Genomic DNA, 16,546 nt, shown 5'->3' on the forward strand with positions numbered 1-16,546 from the left:
TTAAGCGCGTAAGCGCGGTGGCTCATCGTGAATAAGCTTCGATAAAGGATTTATTATATTTCTCTCATTATGCTCCAAAAAGCTAGAACTGTCGATGCAAGGAACCTCCTGTTATTCCTGGATATGACAAGGTTTCCCTAATGTTGGGTGACGTTATTCAGAAAATTAATGTAACCTTTACAGCGGTGGCAACGTTTGTAATAACGAGCAATGCTTACGAAGTAAGAATGTGACGTTAAAGACATGAGCTTGTTACTCAACAAAGAGCAATTCCTTTTAGGAGGTATAAGTATGAAGAACAAAAACATTACGACGAAATGGACCATTCTGTTGAGCAGTACGGTGCTAGCGGCCTGTCTATTGTCGGCCTGCAACAACAATAACACGAATACGAATGCGAACTCGTCGCCAAGTCCAACGGTATCGGCCTTGCCAACCCCGTCGGAATCCGCCTCTCCTGAGGTTGTAACCAAACAAGGAAAAGGTGAATTCGTCGGTCTGGCCGACTCTCATACGGCTGAGATCACGGTGGCCGGCGAAGCGGCTGCCTTCCAGCTGGGGGAAGGAACGGACAGCGCGGTAGCTGCCCTTAAAGAAGGCGACAACGTAAGCTTCGAGTATACGGAAGCGGCTATCGAGGGCGACGCGACGGCGAAGCTTCTCACCATTACCAAAATCGAGAAGATGCAGAAGTCGGCGGAGGATATGCCGGCGCAAGAGCTTCCCGCAACGAAAGATTTCAAGCTCCAGATGGAAGGCAATGAGGAGACCCGTACCGGCACGCTTGCCAAGGGCGACGGCTATGCGCTCTACATCTTCGAGCAGTTCAAGTTCGACGCGGCTGCTAACAAGCTGATTATGAACGTGGATAACAACTACTATGTAGAGATCAGCAAGCTGCCTGCAGGGTTCAAGCTGGACGATGTGAAGGCGGATGCGGAAAAAGAGCTTAAATCCGTAGGCGATGTGCAGACAATGGATCCAAAGGATGTCAATTCCATGATCGGCGGCGTTGACCTGATGGTCATTGGTCGCAGCGATAAGCTGACGAAGGAAGTTATCGTGAAAACGGTAGACGGCGCAAGCTTCCTGTTTAAAGTGAACATGCCGGTAGGCGAGCCTAGCGAAGGCTTTGGACCGCTGGCGTTTGCGTCCATGGGTTCAATTGCGGCGCAATAAGGGTAATAGGATATGAACAGTCTCCGGGGAGCTTAGCGCTCTTCGGGGGCTGTTTTTTAATTTGCAATCGTATTCATTTCCGTGTAGAATACGCCAAAGTTAAGGTATAATGACCTAGAAAGGCGAAGGGGGTGTGTGGATGGAATATCAAATAGACATCGAATTTAAGCCGCTGAACGAAGCGATCAGTAGTTTGCATACCTATATCTGCCGCAAATCGCATAAGAAACTTGATCTTTCACCAAGCTGGGCACAGGAAACCCGTACCAAGCTGACGCCGGAACTGGCTGACTGGCTGGACGAGCTTTCCATTGACCAGGAGTGGAAGTTTGCGTTTCTGCTTGTATATTTGAGTGAGGAGGCCGATGTTCCCGGCTTTGTAAATTGGCTCTCCAAGCAGAGCACAGGTGATTTGTATGATAGGATGTCGCCCTACAGCAGCAGTTTTCCCGTGGACATGAATGCTTTTAAAGATAAGGTCCTAAAGCTGTTCACTCTATGGCAGGACCAATATTTCGAGGGGATCAGCCCGGAAATATTGAGGAGCCTCGAAGAGGTTGCTGCGGAGAGGAGAAGGGTCCAATCCACCACTCCGGCCTGGCAGTTCGTCGACGAGACAACGAATGGACTTATATTTGAGCCTATTGCGAATCTTAAAAAACTTGTGCTGATACCTCAATATCATTTTCAGCCTATCAATATCGTATCGCACTTTAATCAGCTAACGCTTTGCTACTACTCCGCAAGAGTAGACCTCAGCGAAGAGGATTTCATGTCCGCCCATGACTATCGAATATTAAGAAGTCTGGGAGAGAAGAGCAGGCTGAAGATCCTGCGTTATTTGCATCAAGGACCGAGGACTTTTATCGAAATTCATCGTTATCTCAAGCTGTCGAAGGGAATCACGCATGATCATATCTCCAAGCTGCGCAGCGCGGGACTGATTCATGCTCATTTCGAAGGCGAGAACCTGACGGTATACAGCCTGCGTGCCGGCGCTCTTGATCGGTTGCAGCATGTGATTATGGATTATATAACCGGTAATTAGCGAAATTTAGGATGCCGCTTTTCCCTCATTGGGGGAAGGCGGCATTTTTGTTATTTTCTTTATTTCTTTGTGAGGAGAAATATTTTTTAGTTCTCTCTTTACAGAACTGTCTTAGGTTTCTATAATAGGGACTAACGATTCCAATTCATAGTTTACCAATCGGAATTAAAAGAAGCTATATTGTAACTTATGGGAGGGCTTTTATGAAGAAGTTAACTCTAGCCGCAACATCCGCCGTGCTTGCCGGCACTTTGCTCTTTGCTGCTTGCTCCAATAATAGCAACGGGGGCAGTGGCAACCAAGCTCCGGCGAATTCGCCGGCAGCCAGCAATACATCCGCTTCACAAGGTTCGCCAGAGACGATTCAGGCCAGCGACATCAGCAAATTGCCGGATCAAGCGAAGAAGCGGACGGATACGATTATCGTCGGACTTACCGACCCTAGCGGTGCATTTACTCCTTATTTCCAACAAAGCGGCTATGACGGCAACGTTTCTTCGCTTCTTTATACCCCGCTTGTTACCGTGGATGACAAAGGCGCTCCTCAGCCGGGGCTGGCGGAGAAATGGGAAGTATCGCCCGACAGCTTGACTTATACGTTCCACCTGCGCAAAGATCTGAAATTCAGCGACGGCTCTCCGCTGACAAGCGATGACGTAGCGTTCACGTGGACGATCCTGAATGACAAGTCGTATGACGGCGACTCGCAGGTTAACACGCTGGGTATCAAAGGAAGCGCGGCTTACAAAGACGGAAGCGCGACTACTATCGAAGGAATCAAGGTCGTTGATCCGCAGATCCTCTCCGTTACGTTGGAAAAGCCGAATGCGGCTGCTCTTGTGCTTCTTGGTTCCGATGTTCTGTCCAAAGCTTACTACGGCAAGGACTACAAGCAGGGCGATCTGGGTTATATGAAGCAACTTAGCTCGAAGCCGCTTGGCACCGGCCCGTACAAGCTGGAGAAATTCCTTCCTGGTCAAGAGGTTCGTTTCACGGCCAACGACAACTATTACGGCGAGAAGCCAAAGACTAAAAACTTCATTTACAAAACATCCGAAGGCGATACGTGGCAATACCTGGAGACAGGCGAGGTTGACTACGCCTCCTTCAGCGCTACTACCGAGAATATAGACAAGCTGAAGTCGCTTGGCTTCGTTAATATCGTTCCGTATACACCAAGCACTTACAGCTACCTGCAGCTTAATTTCGAGCACAAGGCGCTTGACGATAAGAAGGTACGCCAGGCTTTAACCTACGGTCTTGACCGTCAAAGCATCTACGTGGATGCCAACCAAGGGGCAGGCGTTGTGGCTAACATTCCGTCTTCGCCAATCTCGTGGGCTTATACGGAAGATAACATTAATCCCTACAAATTCGACACGGAAAAAGCGAAATCGCTTCTCGATGAAGCAGGTTGGACCGTTGGTTCGGGCGGCATTCGCGAGAAAGACGGCGAGAAGCTGAAAATCCATTATCTCGGCACAAAGAGTAAGAACACGGATATCTTCATCGCGGTTGCGAAAGAAAACTTTGCGGCGCTGGGCATCGAGTTTGAGCCTGAAGTATTCGCGGATTTCAATGCGCTGGTCTCCAAGGTAGAAGGCGGAGATTATGACATGGTATCCTTCTCGACTCCGCTTCTGACGGATCCGGCTGACGGTTTGCTGCAATTCGTAGACGGCGAGATTAAAGGCTACGACAATCCGAAGTTCAAAGAGCTGTACGAGAAGGGCCTTGCCACAACCGACATGGAAGAGCGCAAGGCGATCTATAAAGAAACGTTCCAGCTGCTTAACGATGATCTGCCTGTTATCTTTACCAACTACAAGAAGAGCGTCTATGCTTACAACGCAAGAATTGAGAACCTGTCCGTCAGCCCATTCTACGGACTGGCTTCAAGCCTGCCGAATTGGACCCTGAAGTAAAAATAATGTCCCCTGCCCGGACCTATTGCCGGGCAGGGGATGTGAGGTTAAGGAGTCGATATGAGCACTTATTTCGTGAAGAGATTGACCTACATGGCTATTATATTGCTCGCCGCCTCCTTTCTGATTTTCAGCTTGTACGCCATGACGCCGGGTGATTTCATCACCGGCAATATTAAATTAACCCCGGAACGAAAGGCGGAGCTCCGGGAAATTTACGGACTTAACAAGCCATTGATCGAGCGGTATCTCACTTGGATGAAGAATGCTGTGCACGGAGACTTCGGCTATTCCCTTGCCCAGCAGAAGCCGGTGCTCACTTTGTTCAATCAATACATCTGGAACTCATTCCTGCTTGCGATTGTTTCTACGTTCTTAACCTGGTTAATTGCCGTCGTGGTAGGGGTAATCGCGGCCTATAAACAGTATTCCTGGTTCGATACGCTCGTCATGGTGCTGATCTTCGCCGCGATGTCCATCCCGTCTTTCTTTATCGGGTTATTCCTGATTAAGGTGCTTGCCGTTGACTTGAAGTGGCTGCCGCCGGGAGGAATGATTACGACGGGGAGCAATGCCCAAGGATTTGCCTATGTGAAGGAAGTTATCCATCATATGACGCTGCCGGTCATCGTTATGACGCTGCTCGGCGTTGGCTCGCTGACGCGTTACTTCCGCAGCAATATGATTGACGTCATTAAACAGGACTATATAAGAACCGCCCGGGCAAAAGGGCTGGCCGAGCGCAAGGTGTTGTTCACTCACGCCCTTCGCAATGCCTTGCTGCCTGCCATTACGCTGGTTGGCTTCGAGCTTCCGGCTTTATTCGGCGGATCTCTAATTATAGAGAAGATCTTTAATTGGCCGGGTATCGGACAACTATATATGCAGTCATTCGGGCTGCGCGATTATCCGCTGCTGATGGGCTTTACGATGTTTATCGCCGTGCTGACGGTAATCGGAACGCTATTGTCCGACATTCTGTATCATCTCGCGGACCCGCGGGTGAAGCTGTAGGAAGGGAGGACTTATAGATGACGGTTGCTAGCGGAGAAACGGCCCAGGGAATAAACGTTAATAAAAATCAACCACATGCAAGATCGTCCCTGTGGCGGCAATCCTTCCGAAGGCTTGTACGCAATAAATTGGCGATTACGGGATTTGCTGTTGTCGTGATTATGTTTTTGGCTTGTTTTATCGGTCCGTTCTTCTCCCCTTATACGGATAACAAAATCAATATGGCCATAATGAATCACGCGCCTAATGCCAAGCATTGGCTTGGTACGGATACGCTTGGGAGGGACGTGCTGACCCGTGTGCTGTTGGCAGGCAGAATCTCGCTGACGGTTGGACTTGCTTCGATGGTATTGTCCGTGTTTATCGGTACCCTGCTTGGCATTATTGCCGGTTACTATCGCGGTGTTGTCGACCAGCTCATTATGAGGCTGGCTGATTTGCTGCTTACGGTACCAAGCCTTCCGCTTCTATTCATTATCGGTGCCTTGCTGTCCGAGTGGAAAGTGCCGCCGGACTACCGGATGTATATCGTTATGCTGATGCTCAGCGTCGTCAGCTGGCCGGGCTTGGCCCGAATGATCAGAGGTCAGCTGTTGTCCTTGCGCGAACGGGAGTTTATGCAGGCAACCATCGTGCTGGGGTTAAGCGACAAAAGAAAGCTGTTCCGGCATCTGCTGCCGAACCTTGTGCCGCTTATTATCGTCATTGCAACGCTTAATATCGGCGGCGCGATTCTTAGCGAATCCGTGCTCAGCTTCTTCGGATTGGGCGTTATGCCGCCTACTCCGACTTGGGGCAATATGATTGACGCCGCTAATAATATGATCGATTTCCAAGAGCGTCCATGGCTATGGCTGCCGCCGGGCTTTTCGATTTTTGCGACGGTTATTGCCATTAATATTTTTGGTGACGGCCTGCGCGACGTGCTGGATCCGAAACAGAAAAGGTAGGTGAGCTTCTATCATGAAGGAATTGCTAACCATTGAACATCTTCGGACCTTCTTCAAGACGGAAGCGGGGACCGTCCGAGCCGTGGACGATGTCAGCCTGCAAATCAAGCCGGGTGAGACCGTCTGCATCGTAGGGGAGTCCGGCAGCGGCAAAAGCATTACGGCCATGTCGATCATGGGACTCATTGAGAGTGCCGGGGGCAAGGTGGAAGGCGGCAGTATCCAATTCCAGGACCGCGATCTGCTGAAGCTGTCCCGCAATGAGCTTCGCACGATCCGCGGCCACGAAATCGCGATGATCTTCCAGGAGCCTATGTCCTCGCTTAATCCGGTCCTGAAGATCGGGGAGCAAGTGATCGAGCCGCTGATGGAGCATCAGAAGCTTGGCCGAAAAGCGGCGCGCAAGCGTGCAATCGAGCTGATCAAGCAAGTCGGCATCTCCAGAGCGGAACAGATTGTCGATGCGTATCCGCATGAATTAAGCGGCGGCATGCTGCAGCGCGTAATGATTGCGATGGCGATCTCCTGCGGTCCCAAGCTGCTTATTGCCGATGAACCAACCACCGCGCTCGACGTGACCATTCAGGCGCAAATCCTCGATTTGCTTCGCAGCCTGAAGGAAGAGAGCGGGATGTCGATTCTGCTTATCACCCATGATCTTGGCGTGGTAGCCGAGATGGCGGATTACGTAGCGGTTATGTATGCCGGCAAAATCGTCGAGCAAGGGGAAGTGGAGGAGATCTTCGCTAATCCGAAGCATCCTTATACGAAGGGATTGCTTCGTTCGAAGCCGATTATGAATCAGCTTCAAGAGGAGCTGTATTCCATTCCCGGACAAGTCCCGAATCCGCTTGAGCTGACGGAGTCGTGTTACTTCCATGATCGCTGCGAGCAGTGCATGGCCATTTGCCGTACCAAGCAGCCAGCGCTTGTTCCGGTAGGCGAATCGCAGCAAGCGGCGTGCTGGCTGTACGAGGAGGAGAAGCGGTATGCCTGAAGCATTGCTCGAAGTACGCAATCTGAAAAAGTATTTTCCCATCCAGTCGGGGCTTCTGAATCGGACGGTTGGTCATGTGAAGGCGGTTGATGATCTCAGCTTTACGATCCGCAAAGGCGAGACCTTTGGCCTTGTCGGCGAGTCGGGCAGCGGAAAGAGTACGGTTGGGCGTTCCATCGTCCGTTTAAACGAAAAGACCTCGGGCGACGTCTTCTTTAAAGGGACGGATATCTACTCGCTTTCGAAGGAAGAGCTTCGCGCCATGCGGCCTTCCATGCAGCTGATTTTCCAGGATCCGTACAGCTCTTTGAATCCGCGTGTACGCGTGGGCGACGCAATTGGCGAAGCTCTGCTCGATCATCAGCTGGCTGACAAGACGGAGATTCGGAGCAAGGTGCTGGAGGTGCTTGAATTATGCGGTCTGTCCGACTATCATATTGACCGCCTTCCGCATGAATTCTCCGGCGGCCAGCGTCAGCGGATCGGGATCGCAAGGGCGCTTGCGCTGAATCCGGAGCTTATCATTGCCGATGAGCCGGTGTCCGCGCTGGACGTATCGATCCAAGCCCAGATCATTAATCTATTCCGGAAGCTGCAGCAAACAAACGGACTGTCTTATTTGTTCATCTCCCATGATCTGAGCGTCGTCGAGCATCTATGTACGCGGATCGGAGTCATGTATCTCGGATCCCTGGTAGAAACGGGAACAAGGGAGGACCTGTTCCTCCGCCCGCAGCATCCGTATACGAAAGCCTTGCTGTCAGCAGTACCTATACCGATTCCGAAGCTGAAGCGGGAGCGTATTGTGCTCAGCGGCGATATTCCGAACCCGGCTAATCCGCCTTCCGGTTGCAAGTTCCACACCCGCTGCCCCTTCGCCACGGAACGCTGCAAGGAAGAGGTGCCGGCCCTTCGGACTATTGGCACCGACCATATGGTGGCTTGCCATTTGGTATAAGGGGACGCATGGAAAAGGACTCTCCAGCCGTTATCCGAAGATAACCGTTGAGAGAGTCCTTTTTTTGTTTACGGAGGAAGGTCGCTGGCAGTTTGACCCCGTTAATGATTCTGCCGGAACTCGCTCGGCGAGATCTGGAAATGCTTCTTGAACACGCTCGAGAAATAGGTGGAGTCCTCGAACCCGACGGTCTGGCAGATCTCCGAGATTTTTATGTCCATGTTGCGCAGCAGCACCTGCGCTTCCTGCAGCTTAAGCTTGGTGACGTAGCCGGTGAAGGTCTCGCCGGTTTCTTTTTTGAACAGGGTGCTTAGGTAGCTTGGATTCAAATGAATGTTCTCCGCCACTTGCTTGATTGACAGATCGCTGTCTAAATAATGCTCCTCGATATAATCAATCGCCTGTTGAATGCTGTTCACATACGGATTAGCCTGCTGCTTCCAGCGGTCCAGCCGGGTCTCGAAATCTTGGCAGGCTGCCTTGAACCAGCTCTTCAGCTCCATGCTTCCCGGAAGCTGGTCAATCGTCTGCAGCAGCGCCTCTTCTACTATATATTAAGCAACGATCTTCTCAAGCTCGCCGCACCATTTGCTCCAGCCGTACTTGGCGCCATGCAGCGCTTGTTCATAGGTGATTCCGGCTTGCTCGAGATGAAGGTTAATCTTGCCGTCTTTTGCGTCTTGCAGCGTCCAAGTAACGGTATGCTTCATTCCGCCGCTGTTCCATGTATAGGATAATTTATTGTAAGCGTCCACCGTCAGCACTTCGCCGTCAATAATGCCTTCCCAATACTCGGTTGGCTGCGTGCGGAATTCGAATTGGTGTCCGAGCTCGGGTTTGAAGTTATTTTCCATAGCTTCACCGGTATGGATATTAGCCACCCACTTGCCAAGCTTGCCGGAATCGGTCAAGGCCGACCACAGTTTCTCGATCGTTGTTGCGTATTGAAAATCCAGGGATAAAGTTAAACTCATTTCTAGTCATCCTCCTCTAATAGTTGGTTAAGGCGCTTCATATTCGTACTCCAGGACTTGCTGTAGTCATCCACCCATTCTTGAATCTCGCGGATGGGGGCGGCGTTCAGCCGGTATCGCGTTTCCCTGCCGATTTTCCGGTCAAGGACCAGTCCAGCGCTTTTCAGAATGGCCAGATGCTTGGATACGGCTGTACGCCCCATGGGGAACTGTTTCGTCAGCTCGTGAAGCGGGGCCTCCGCGTTAGCCTCGGCTAACAAGCGGATCAATTGGCGCCGGGTTGGATCGGCAATGGCTTCGAATACATCCTTCAACTGGTCGTTATCGCCCACAACACTCCCTCCAATATAGTAAACCTCATTTGTTGAGCTTTAGAGTTTGCGGTTCTCGGGACGCAGCGCCCACGATGCGATATTTAAGGCAGCATAGAACAGCGGAAGAATGACGTTAAACCCGCCGGCGCCGTAGTCGTGATCAAGCAGGTGGGAGAATATTGCGCCTGTCATCAAGAAGAAGATCCCGGCGTGCGTCCATTCCTTCAGCCGCGGGAAACGCGGTGCCAGAACGGCTCACGCCAAGCAGCTTCCAGACCCCTAAAATCTGCATGATATACAGGGGATACCCCAGATTCGTGACGAGATCGACATTGCCGCCTAATTTCATCAGCTGCCCGAGACCGCTTAACGTAAGAGCTGCCGCAAGCAGCAGAGTAACGGACCAGTAGGCGACCTTTATTCCTTGAATCTTTGTTCCTGCGTTTGCGGCTGTTACCGCACTAACTGTTTTACTCATTTTCATTTTCTCCTCGAATGGTTTTGTTTTTTTTTTATGCGAGCTGCGACTTCGCTGTATGACGTTTACGCTAATTTGACACCTTTTAGTGTTGGTTTGTGTTTTCGGTATATGACACCTTTTGGTGTCATGTCAACGGCATTTTTAATAAAATTTGTAAAAGGTTTTAGAGGAGGACGGGAGCGATGCCAATCGCGCCTTATTTTGAAGGTGTTGCAAACAAACAAAAAACCGGAAGGGAAATAAATTCCCTTCCGGTTCTGATGAAGATTCGAATGGCTATGTTCCCGGTGATCCGGGCTTACAGCTTATTTATTACTCCATAAAGCATTTGAGCGGCTTCCGCCCGGGTCGAGGTGCCAAGCGGAACGAATTCGCCCTTTGCCCGCCCTTGAACGATGCCAAGCGCCGCAGCTTTTTTGACGTTATCTAACGCCCAAGCGGAGATGGAGGCCTCATCCTTGAATGGCTCGGCCGTCACGGACGCAGGCTTGCCCTTCATTAATTCGTAGCCTCGCATCGCGAGCGTAACCATCTCCTGGCGGGTGATGTTGGCGCCGGGGGAGAATGCCGTGCTGCTTACGCCCTGCACGATACCGGCTTTGTACGCGGCGGCAACGTCGGAAGCATACCAAGCGCCTGCGGGAATATCCGTAAAGGCAGGCGTTCCTTCCGCCTTCAGCCCAAGCGCTCTGACAAGCAGCGCGGTAAATTCGGCGCGGGTAACGCTGCGGTTCGGCTCGAAGGTGGATGCCGTCGTGCCGGTCACAATCTGTTTCGCGAAGAGCTCCTTAATCACGCCGGATGCCCAGTAGCTGTTAGGGACATCGGAGAAGTTCTTGTTGATCTCGAGTACCGCGTAAGAGCTGAAATGCGAAAGCTGCGCGACATAAAAGCCATTCCCGTACGTCCCGCCAACAAACTCGGGAGCTCCGCTATCCGGGAGGTAGAAGATGGAGGCCAGCTTCGGATTAATCGAAACGTCTACCGGCAGTCGAAGCGTCACGGGCTCCTTGAATTGATGCAGATCGTACGTCTTGCCGTCCGCAGCGATCCATTGCAGCTTCAGTTCGTAGCTGTATCCGCTTAGCTTGGTATCTGTGCCGAGTGCAGGCTTCGCTGCTCCTTCAACCGGCTTGATAGTAAGGGAGATCGAGCCGCCTTGCAGTTGAGCGGCGGTTAAGCTTGTCTTCAGTTCGCTGAACACGCTTGAAGGTATGCCCAGCTCGGCTTTGTCGGAGGTGACGATGCTCAGCGTACCTGTTCCAAGCAGCTCGTCCGTATTGGACGGCAGCTTGATCACGGCAGCGGATGCCGGTACCTCAATCGGTTTGCCATTCTTTAATTGATCGGTTGTCACCGTAAAGGTTCCTGCCGGCTCGACGGGCGAGCTGCCCGAGGATCCGCCGGATCCTCCTGAACCGCCACCCGATGAACCGATTTGAATGGAGATGCCGGAGGGGCTGTCGATTGTATTTGAAGCCAGCTCCGAATCGACGAGCCGGATCTTTCTGACCTCGACGTCGGCCTTTCCGTTGGCAGCTGCGGTGAAGGTGAAGGATGCCAGATCCAGATCGCCGCTGTCGCCTGGCGAGCTTCCCGACTTCGTGTGGGCGAATACGAGATGGGATTCGCCTCCTCCGTCCGCGACAACCTTGGCCGGCGTGCTGAAGCCGACCAAGGCCGTCTTTTCGCTGCCCGTCTTGAACGTCAGCAGATCGGAATCATAATACACATGCAATTCGTAAGCATATACATCCTGCAGCTTGCTTCCTTTTACCGTTACGGTGACCTCATCGCCGCTGTTCAGGGCGTTTTTGTCGGTTGAGACGGAAAAGGAGGGCGGATCAGCCGCGGCCATCGCATATTGGGGGACGAGCATGGCTATCGCCAAGCAGATCGTCGCAAGCAAGGAAAGTCTTTTACGCGCCATAACAGGTTCGTCCTTTCTCGTATAGTAAAACGCCGGCGAAAACGAATGCCTTGTGCATTATTTGCCGGTCAGAGCAGGAACCGACGTCGGCGCTTCACGGTGATGCGTCGCTTGTTCGTAAGCATAGCCAAGCTTGATCAGCTCGCCTTCCTCGTAAGGGCGTCCAAGCAGCTCAATGCCAACCGGCAGACCGCTGGATACGTAACCAGCCGGAACGCTGATTGCCGGGAAGCCGGAGAATGGGCTCAGGCGGTTCGCGTTACCGGAGCTGGAACCGGCAGGTCCCGAGGTCGAAGGATATAAGATCGCGTCAAGATTGTTGTCGGCCATCAAGCGAAGCAGCGACTGCTGCGTCGTGCGCGGACGGAACAGCACGATATCCTTGTATTCCTGGGTATCAAGCGACTCGACGCTGTTTCGAGTGGTCAACGTGCTCTTCAGAACCGACAGGAAGTCGGTGCCCGAGTTGATAATATCCTGCAGGGAATGATAGCGGACCACGTTAGGGTCGACAAACCTGGTGTTGGACAAGTAGTCGTTCAGGTTGAATTTGAATTCATAACCGCTGAGGCTCGGATATTTCAAAATATCGGCGATATTCGGAATATTAACGCCAACTACCGTTGCGCCTTGGTCGCGCATATCCTGGGCAGCTTGATTAAGCAGAGCCAGCACTTCCTGATTGCTGCCTGTAACGCTGCTGTCCATGACAAGGCCGATACGGGCGCCTTTAAGTCCATTCTTGTCCAAAAATCTCGTGTAGCTGACTGGCTTTCTGCCGACGCTTCCTGCTGTGGCGATATCGTTCGGATCGTAGCCGCTGACCGCGTCAAGCAGAATGGCTGCGTCGGATACGTTTCTCGCCATTGGTCCGCCTACGTCCTGGGACAGCGCGAGCGGAATGATGCCGTCGCGGCTTGTCAGGCCAATCGTTGGACGGATGCCGACAATGCTATTCCATGACGAAGGGATGCGGATCGAACCGCCTGTATCGGTGCCGAGACCGGCTACGCCAAAGTTGGATGCAAGCGATGCGCCTGTACCGCCGCTGGAGCCGCCCGGGTTTAGTTTAATATTGTAAGGATTCCACGTTTGTCCGCCCAACGAGCTGTTCGTGTCCGTGTTAATCGCGAATTCGCTCAGGTTGGCCTTGGCCAGGATGATCGCTCCGGCATCCTTCAGCTTCTTGATCATGAAGGCGTCGCTCACCGTCTGGTTGTCCTTCAGGCAGGTACAGCCTGCGCTTGTCGGCATGCCAAGCGTATCGTAGTTATCCTTGACGATGATCGGAATGCCGTGCATAAGACCGCGCGGACCTTGCTCCTTGCGCTCTTCGTCGAGCGCTTTGGCGGTAGCCAGCGCATCCGGATTAACCGTGATAAGCGAATTGATCGTATCGTCGTATTCATTGATCCGGTCCAGATACATCTGAACGAGCTGCTCGGAAGTCAATTTGCCGGCAGCCATGGCATTCTGAATGCTCATGATATCGGCTTCCATCAGTTCGAAGGGCTGACCGTTGTCGTAGAGCACCTTTTTGCCCAAGGTGGCGAGATCCTGGACATCGATGGTATTGTTTTTGTTGAAATCGCCGTTTGCAACCTTCGTCCAGTTCGAATCATCCGAGGCAATACCGAAGTATTTGATCAGGACGGAGAGATCGCCCACGTCGATTACGCTGTTATTATTCAGATCACCCTCGGCTGCGCCCGTAATCTGGACGGCAAGCGATTCCTCCGGCGTTTGAACCGTGCTTCCGTCGTCGATGCCAAGCTCAACCGTGCCGGTTATTCCGCTTAGATCCGAAGCCGTGTTGGCTTTGAAGGTCAAGGTGAGGAGAGAGCCGGCCGTTGTGAGGCTGCCCTTTGTATCCGTGGTTACGATGGTCACCTTGCCGGACTCGGCGTTTATTCCGGCAATGTTTACGGCTGAATTGGCTGATGTCGCGGATAAATATTCAAATTGAGTCGGGTCGTATTCGAAAATGAATTTGCCTGCGGTTGCATCGCCGGTAGCGCCCGTTAGCGATACCGTTACGTCGAAGGAGTTGCCGACCGAGGTGAGAGCAGGGCCGGAGAGCTGAACCAACGCCTTCGGATCCTGTGCTTGGGGCTGCTCCAGAGCGGTTGGCGTGCTTGTGCCGCTGGCATAAGCGCCGGTATCCAGGATCGGGGTGAAAAGAAGCGAGGTGCTTAGCATTACAAGGCTGGCTAATTTCGTAATCGGTTTAATCATGGCGTCCTCCTTGGGTTGGCAATAGGCCAGTCTATCAATGTCAAATATAATAACCTAGTAAACAGTTGAGATAGAGAGAATTGAATTATATATGACATACAAGTTACATAAAACGTTTCTCCCTTGAATCTCTCTATTAATCTATCGCTAATATTAGTTAAGTTGGTTAAGCAAATCAAACGAGATAAAAGCTTAAGAAACCGCTTAAACCCTCTGTTTTTAACGTTATAGTCGGTTTTTTAATAGTGATCTCCTTAGAGTGCAAAACATGTAATATAAATGTTAATTTTTATAACACAAGGGTTTAAGAAATAGAAATAAAAAAGAGGCAATCATAGACCGAAAGGTCTCGACTGCCTCTGGAAACGCGGGCTTTCTTTGCGAAGGGCAATTCCGTAAACGATAGCGAGTAGAGGGTTGTGCAAGTGGACTTAAAATAAAAACAAATCAGCGTCGCCATATTGGAATGGCAACGCTGATTTGTTTTTATATATTTTTTAGAAAGCTTTTCAACCGTTCCAGCTGCAGGAAATGATGTCTGTAGTGCATCTCGACTAACAAAAACCACTCGACAGCATTTAAAGCTCCAAAGTTGGGATGGGGAACTGTATTTTCAAGAGGTGCTTGGATTAAGGCTGGTTCCGTACGTTTCATTCGTTCCACAACGTCTTGAAGTCCTTCGATCAGCTGCTCCTTATTGTCCGGCTGCTGAGGCGTATACTGCGGAGAAGCCGGAACCCGGATTCGAATGGGCGGAAAGCTTCCAAGCTCAAAGGCAGCTTTGCCGTTTTCTGTTTTGACTCCAGTGCCTACCAACACCGCTTCGCTTCCCGCGATGCATTGATCTACGTTGCGAAGATGCATGTATTGAGCGGAACGGATCAGATGGACGTACATTTGCCCGATCGACCAGTCCTCCTCGCTTGGCTTAGCAAGTAATTGCTCCAGGCTGATACGGTTCAGTTCATCGACATACCGTTCAACCGATTTCTCAAATGCCTGCAGGGCTTCCGTTGTACTTCTCATTGCTTAAACACTCCTTCAATATTTCGGATATTCCCAATATAAAAGAACGCTACTGACAACAGTGTGTCAGTAGCGTTTTAACATTTTTTCGGCTTCTTCCCGAACACGATAGCGTAAAGACTCCGGTTCCATAACCTCAACCTCTCCGCCCCAGCTAAGGATAAGAGGAAGAATTTCCTCCGGCACCCGAACGCGCAGGTGTACCCAAAGACCGTCCTCGCGCTCTTCGGCCGACTCGATATAGAAGTTGCCGGTCTCGGCGATTTTGTCGGCGATCTCCGGGTTAGCCCGAATCCATATATGCTCATTGCGGTCATCCTGCGGACGGTAACGATTTAAGTTGAACCCCTGCGGCATGGCAAACGGTGTGTCGAGCACGGCCAGCTCCGTCATTCGCGACAACCGGAAATGGCGGATATCCTGACGCAGCCCGCAATGCCCGACCAGCATCCAATTACCTTGGGCAAAAGCCAATCCGTACGGAGCTACCTCGCGGGTGCTCTCCCGGTTGCCGTCCGCTTCCGGCGTCTTTTTCTTATAGGAGAAGCTGATTTTACGACGCTCCAGGATGGCTCGCCTCACTTGTCCGAGAATGTCCTTTTCCTTCAAGCCGGTTCTTGGTTCTCCGGCATTTAGCAGCCGCATCGTTTCCCGGACGCGTGTCGACTCTTCCCGTACAGTCTCCGGGAGGATAGCTTCAATCTTGCTTCTCGCAGCCTTCGCTACTCTTGCGTAATCGCCATCCAGCCGCTGCTCGATAAAATCAGCGCCCATCAGCAGAGCCACCGCTTCTTCAGCGGAAAATCCGATGGGTGGCAGAAAATAGCCTTCCATCAAGGAGTAGCCATGCCCGGGAGCGCCAAAGATCGGAACACCCATCTCGCTCAAGGCTTGAATGTCCCGATAAATGGTCCGCACGCTTGTCTCGTATAGGGAGGCCAGATCCTCCGCTCTTAATACCTTGCTCCGCTGCAGCTCAAGCATGATGGCGAGCTGCCGATCGGTTTTGTTCATTTTTTACCTCCGTTGAACTATTGAATGCCCACAACGCCAAACGTACTGTTTATCACACTTCTATAAATATTCCACTCAAAGTAAAAAGGGCCGATATCAATCTTTTTCATATCAGGCTCAAGGAAAAAGTTCTTCCAAGTTATAATATTATTCTCTTTATCGACTTTTATTGAAATGTACCCGCAACCTTCATCACCGCACCAATAGCATACCATGACGGGATACCTGTACCACATGGTTTCATGCGGCTTCCGAAGCAGGAAATAATCAATCATTTCTCTCTGACAATCCTGACTCATCCAGCCAAGGGAAGGGACCATATCATACGTTTTTAGTATCTGATAAAGCGATCTTCCATCGATGATAAGATCCGCGAATCGAGTATTCTTTTCTCCTTCTGCAATTGGCCCGAAATCCGCACGGCTTGCGGGTTTCATCTCTAAGCGGTTTATTTTCATCTTACTGCTCCTCACTATTGGTCCCCATGTTCTTACAATTCTA

The 16,546-nt window shown here is 51.4% G+C and carries 15 protein-coding genes and 1 pseudogene; 7 read left to right on the plus strand and 9 right to left on the minus strand.

The window, feature by feature from the left end:
- Positions 1–291 precede the first annotated feature (291 nt).
- From WFJ73_RS26210 to WFJ73_RS26240, 7 genes are all read left to right on the plus strand, one after another.
- A complete protein-coding gene (locus WFJ73_RS26210) occupies positions 292–1,179 on the plus strand; it encodes a hypothetical protein (RefSeq protein ID WP_336775898.1) in 888 nt (295 codons plus the stop codon).
- Between the two features lie 139 nt (positions 1,180–1,318).
- The gene (locus WFJ73_RS26215; protein WP_336775899.1) at positions 1,319–2,227 is read left to right on the plus strand and encodes an ArsR/SmtB family transcription factor; all 909 of its coding nucleotides are present in this window, start codon (positions 1,319–1,321) and stop codon (positions 2,225–2,227) included.
- A 203-nt stretch (positions 2,228–2,430) separates the two neighbouring features.
- Entirely contained in the window at positions 2,431–4,152 is a 1,722-nt protein-coding gene (locus WFJ73_RS26220; protein WP_336775900.1) for an ABC transporter substrate-binding protein, read from the plus strand.
- A gap of 60 nt (positions 4,153–4,212) precedes the next feature.
- Positions 4,213–5,166, plus strand: coding sequence for an ABC transporter permease (locus tag WFJ73_RS26225; protein ID WP_336775901.1), 954 nt, complete (start codon positions 4,213–4,215; stop codon positions 5,164–5,166).
- A gap of 17 nt (positions 5,167–5,183) precedes the next feature.
- Positions 5,184–6,116 carry an oligopeptide ABC transporter permease gene (gene opp4C / locus WFJ73_RS26230; protein ID WP_336775902.1) on the plus strand — a complete coding sequence of 311 codons (933 nt, stop codon included), beginning with the start codon at positions 5,184–5,186 and terminating at the stop codon, positions 6,114–6,116.
- A 13-nt stretch (positions 6,117–6,129) separates the two neighbouring features.
- Positions 6,130–7,113 (plus strand): ABC transporter ATP-binding protein, encoded by a 984-nt coding sequence (locus WFJ73_RS26235; protein WP_336775903.1) that lies wholly within the window; start codon positions 6,130–6,132, stop codon positions 7,111–7,113.
- A complete protein-coding gene (locus tag WFJ73_RS26240; protein ID WP_336775904.1) occupies positions 7,106–8,071 on the plus strand; it encodes an ABC transporter ATP-binding protein in 966 nt (321 codons plus the stop codon). Before WFJ73_RS26235 ends, WFJ73_RS26240 begins: the two co-directional genes overlap by 8 nt.
- Before the next feature lie 101 nt (positions 8,072–8,172).
- Here the strand turns inward: WFJ73_RS26240 and WFJ73_RS26245 are convergent, their stop codons facing one another.
- The 9 genes and pseudogenes from WFJ73_RS26245 to WFJ73_RS26285 form a co-directional block, all read right to left on the minus strand.
- Positions 8,173–8,574 carry a helix-turn-helix transcriptional regulator gene (locus WFJ73_RS26245; RefSeq protein WP_336775905.1) on the minus strand — a complete coding sequence of 134 codons (402 nt, stop codon included), beginning with the start codon at positions 8,572–8,574 and terminating at the stop codon, positions 8,173–8,175.
- A 51-nt stretch (positions 8,575–8,625) separates the two neighbouring features.
- A complete protein-coding gene (locus WFJ73_RS26250; protein ID WP_336775906.1) occupies positions 8,626–9,045 on the minus strand; it encodes an SRPBCC family protein in 420 nt (139 codons plus the stop codon).
- A 2-nt stretch (positions 9,046–9,047) separates the two neighbouring features.
- Positions 9,048–9,377 carry an ArsR/SmtB family transcription factor gene (locus tag WFJ73_RS26255; protein WP_336775907.1) on the minus strand — a complete coding sequence of 110 codons (330 nt, stop codon included), beginning with the start codon at positions 9,375–9,377 and terminating at the stop codon, positions 9,048–9,050.
- A 39-nt stretch (positions 9,378–9,416) separates the two neighbouring features.
- Positions 9,417–9,837: pseudogene (locus tag WFJ73_RS26260) on the minus strand (DoxX family protein).
- 301 nt (positions 9,838–10,138) lie between these two features.
- Positions 10,139–11,770 (minus strand): S-layer homology domain-containing protein, encoded by a 1,632-nt coding sequence (locus WFJ73_RS26265; protein ID WP_336775908.1) that lies wholly within the window; start codon positions 11,768–11,770, stop codon positions 10,139–10,141.
- Between the two features lie 57 nt (positions 11,771–11,827).
- A complete protein-coding gene (locus tag WFJ73_RS26270) occupies positions 11,828–14,005 on the minus strand; it encodes an amidase family protein (RefSeq protein WP_336775909.1) in 2,178 nt (725 codons plus the stop codon).
- Between the two features lie 486 nt (positions 14,006–14,491).
- Positions 14,492–15,031, minus strand: a complete 540-nt coding sequence (locus WFJ73_RS26275; RefSeq protein ID WP_336775910.1) for a DinB family protein — start codon at positions 15,029–15,031, stop codon at positions 14,492–14,494.
- Positions 15,032–15,097: 66 nt separating this feature from the next.
- On the minus strand, positions 15,098–16,045 hold the full coding sequence (locus tag WFJ73_RS26280; RefSeq protein ID WP_336775911.1) for a helix-turn-helix transcriptional regulator: 948 nt from the start codon (positions 16,043–16,045) through the stop codon (positions 15,098–15,100).
- Between the two features lie 17 nt (positions 16,046–16,062).
- On the minus strand, positions 16,063–16,503 hold the full coding sequence (locus tag WFJ73_RS26285) for an oxidoreductase (protein WP_336775912.1): 441 nt from the start codon (positions 16,501–16,503) through the stop codon (positions 16,063–16,065).
- Positions 16,504–16,546 lie beyond the last annotated feature (43 nt).

Origin of the sequence: Paenibacillus sp. MMO-58, from assembly GCF_037146255.1 — a bacterium.
GTDB lineage: Bacteria > Bacillota > Bacilli > Paenibacillales > Paenibacillaceae > Pristimantibacillus.

Coding starts and splice junctions, on each gene's coding strand:
- WFJ73_RS26210 (WP_336775898.1), top strand. CDS start 292: ATGAAGAACAAAAACATTACGACGAAATGGACCATTCTGTTGAGCAGT.
- WFJ73_RS26215 (WP_336775899.1), top strand. CDS start 1,319: ATGGAATATCAAATAGACATCGAATTTAAGCCGCTGAACGAAGCGATC.
- WFJ73_RS26220 (WP_336775900.1), top strand. CDS start 2,431: ATGAAGAAGTTAACTCTAGCCGCAACATCCGCCGTGCTTGCCGGCACT.
- WFJ73_RS26225 (WP_336775901.1), top strand. CDS start 4,213: ATGAGCACTTATTTCGTGAAGAGATTGACCTACATGGCTATTATATTG.
- opp4C (WP_336775902.1), top strand. CDS start 5,184: ATGACGGTTGCTAGCGGAGAAACGGCCCAGGGAATAAACGTTAATAAA.
- WFJ73_RS26235 (WP_336775903.1), top strand. CDS start 6,130: ATGAAGGAATTGCTAACCATTGAACATCTTCGGACCTTCTTCAAGACG.
- WFJ73_RS26240 (WP_336775904.1), top strand. CDS start 7,106: ATGCCTGAAGCATTGCTCGAAGTACGCAATCTGAAAAAGTATTTTCCC.
- WFJ73_RS26245 (WP_336775905.1), bottom strand. CDS start 8,574: ATGGAGCTGAAGAGCTGGTTCAAGGCAGCCTGCCAAGATTTCGAGACC.
- WFJ73_RS26250 (WP_336775906.1), bottom strand. CDS start 9,045: ATGAGTTTAACTTTATCCCTGGATTTTCAATACGCAACAACGATCGAG.
- WFJ73_RS26265 (WP_336775908.1), bottom strand. CDS start 11,770: ATGGCGCGTAAAAGACTTTCCTTGCTTGCGACGATCTGCTTGGCGATA.
- WFJ73_RS26270 (WP_336775909.1), bottom strand. CDS start 14,005: ATGATTAAACCGATTACGAAATTAGCCAGCCTTGTAATGCTAAGCACC.
- WFJ73_RS26275 (WP_336775910.1), bottom strand. CDS start 15,031: ATGAGAAGTACAACGGAAGCCCTGCAGGCATTTGAGAAATCGGTTGAA.
- WFJ73_RS26280 (WP_336775911.1), bottom strand. CDS start 16,045: ATGAACAAAACCGATCGGCAGCTCGCCATCATGCTTGAGCTGCAGCGG.
- WFJ73_RS26285 (WP_336775912.1), bottom strand. CDS start 16,503: ATGAAAATAAACCGCTTAGAGATGAAACCCGCAAGCCGTGCGGATTTC.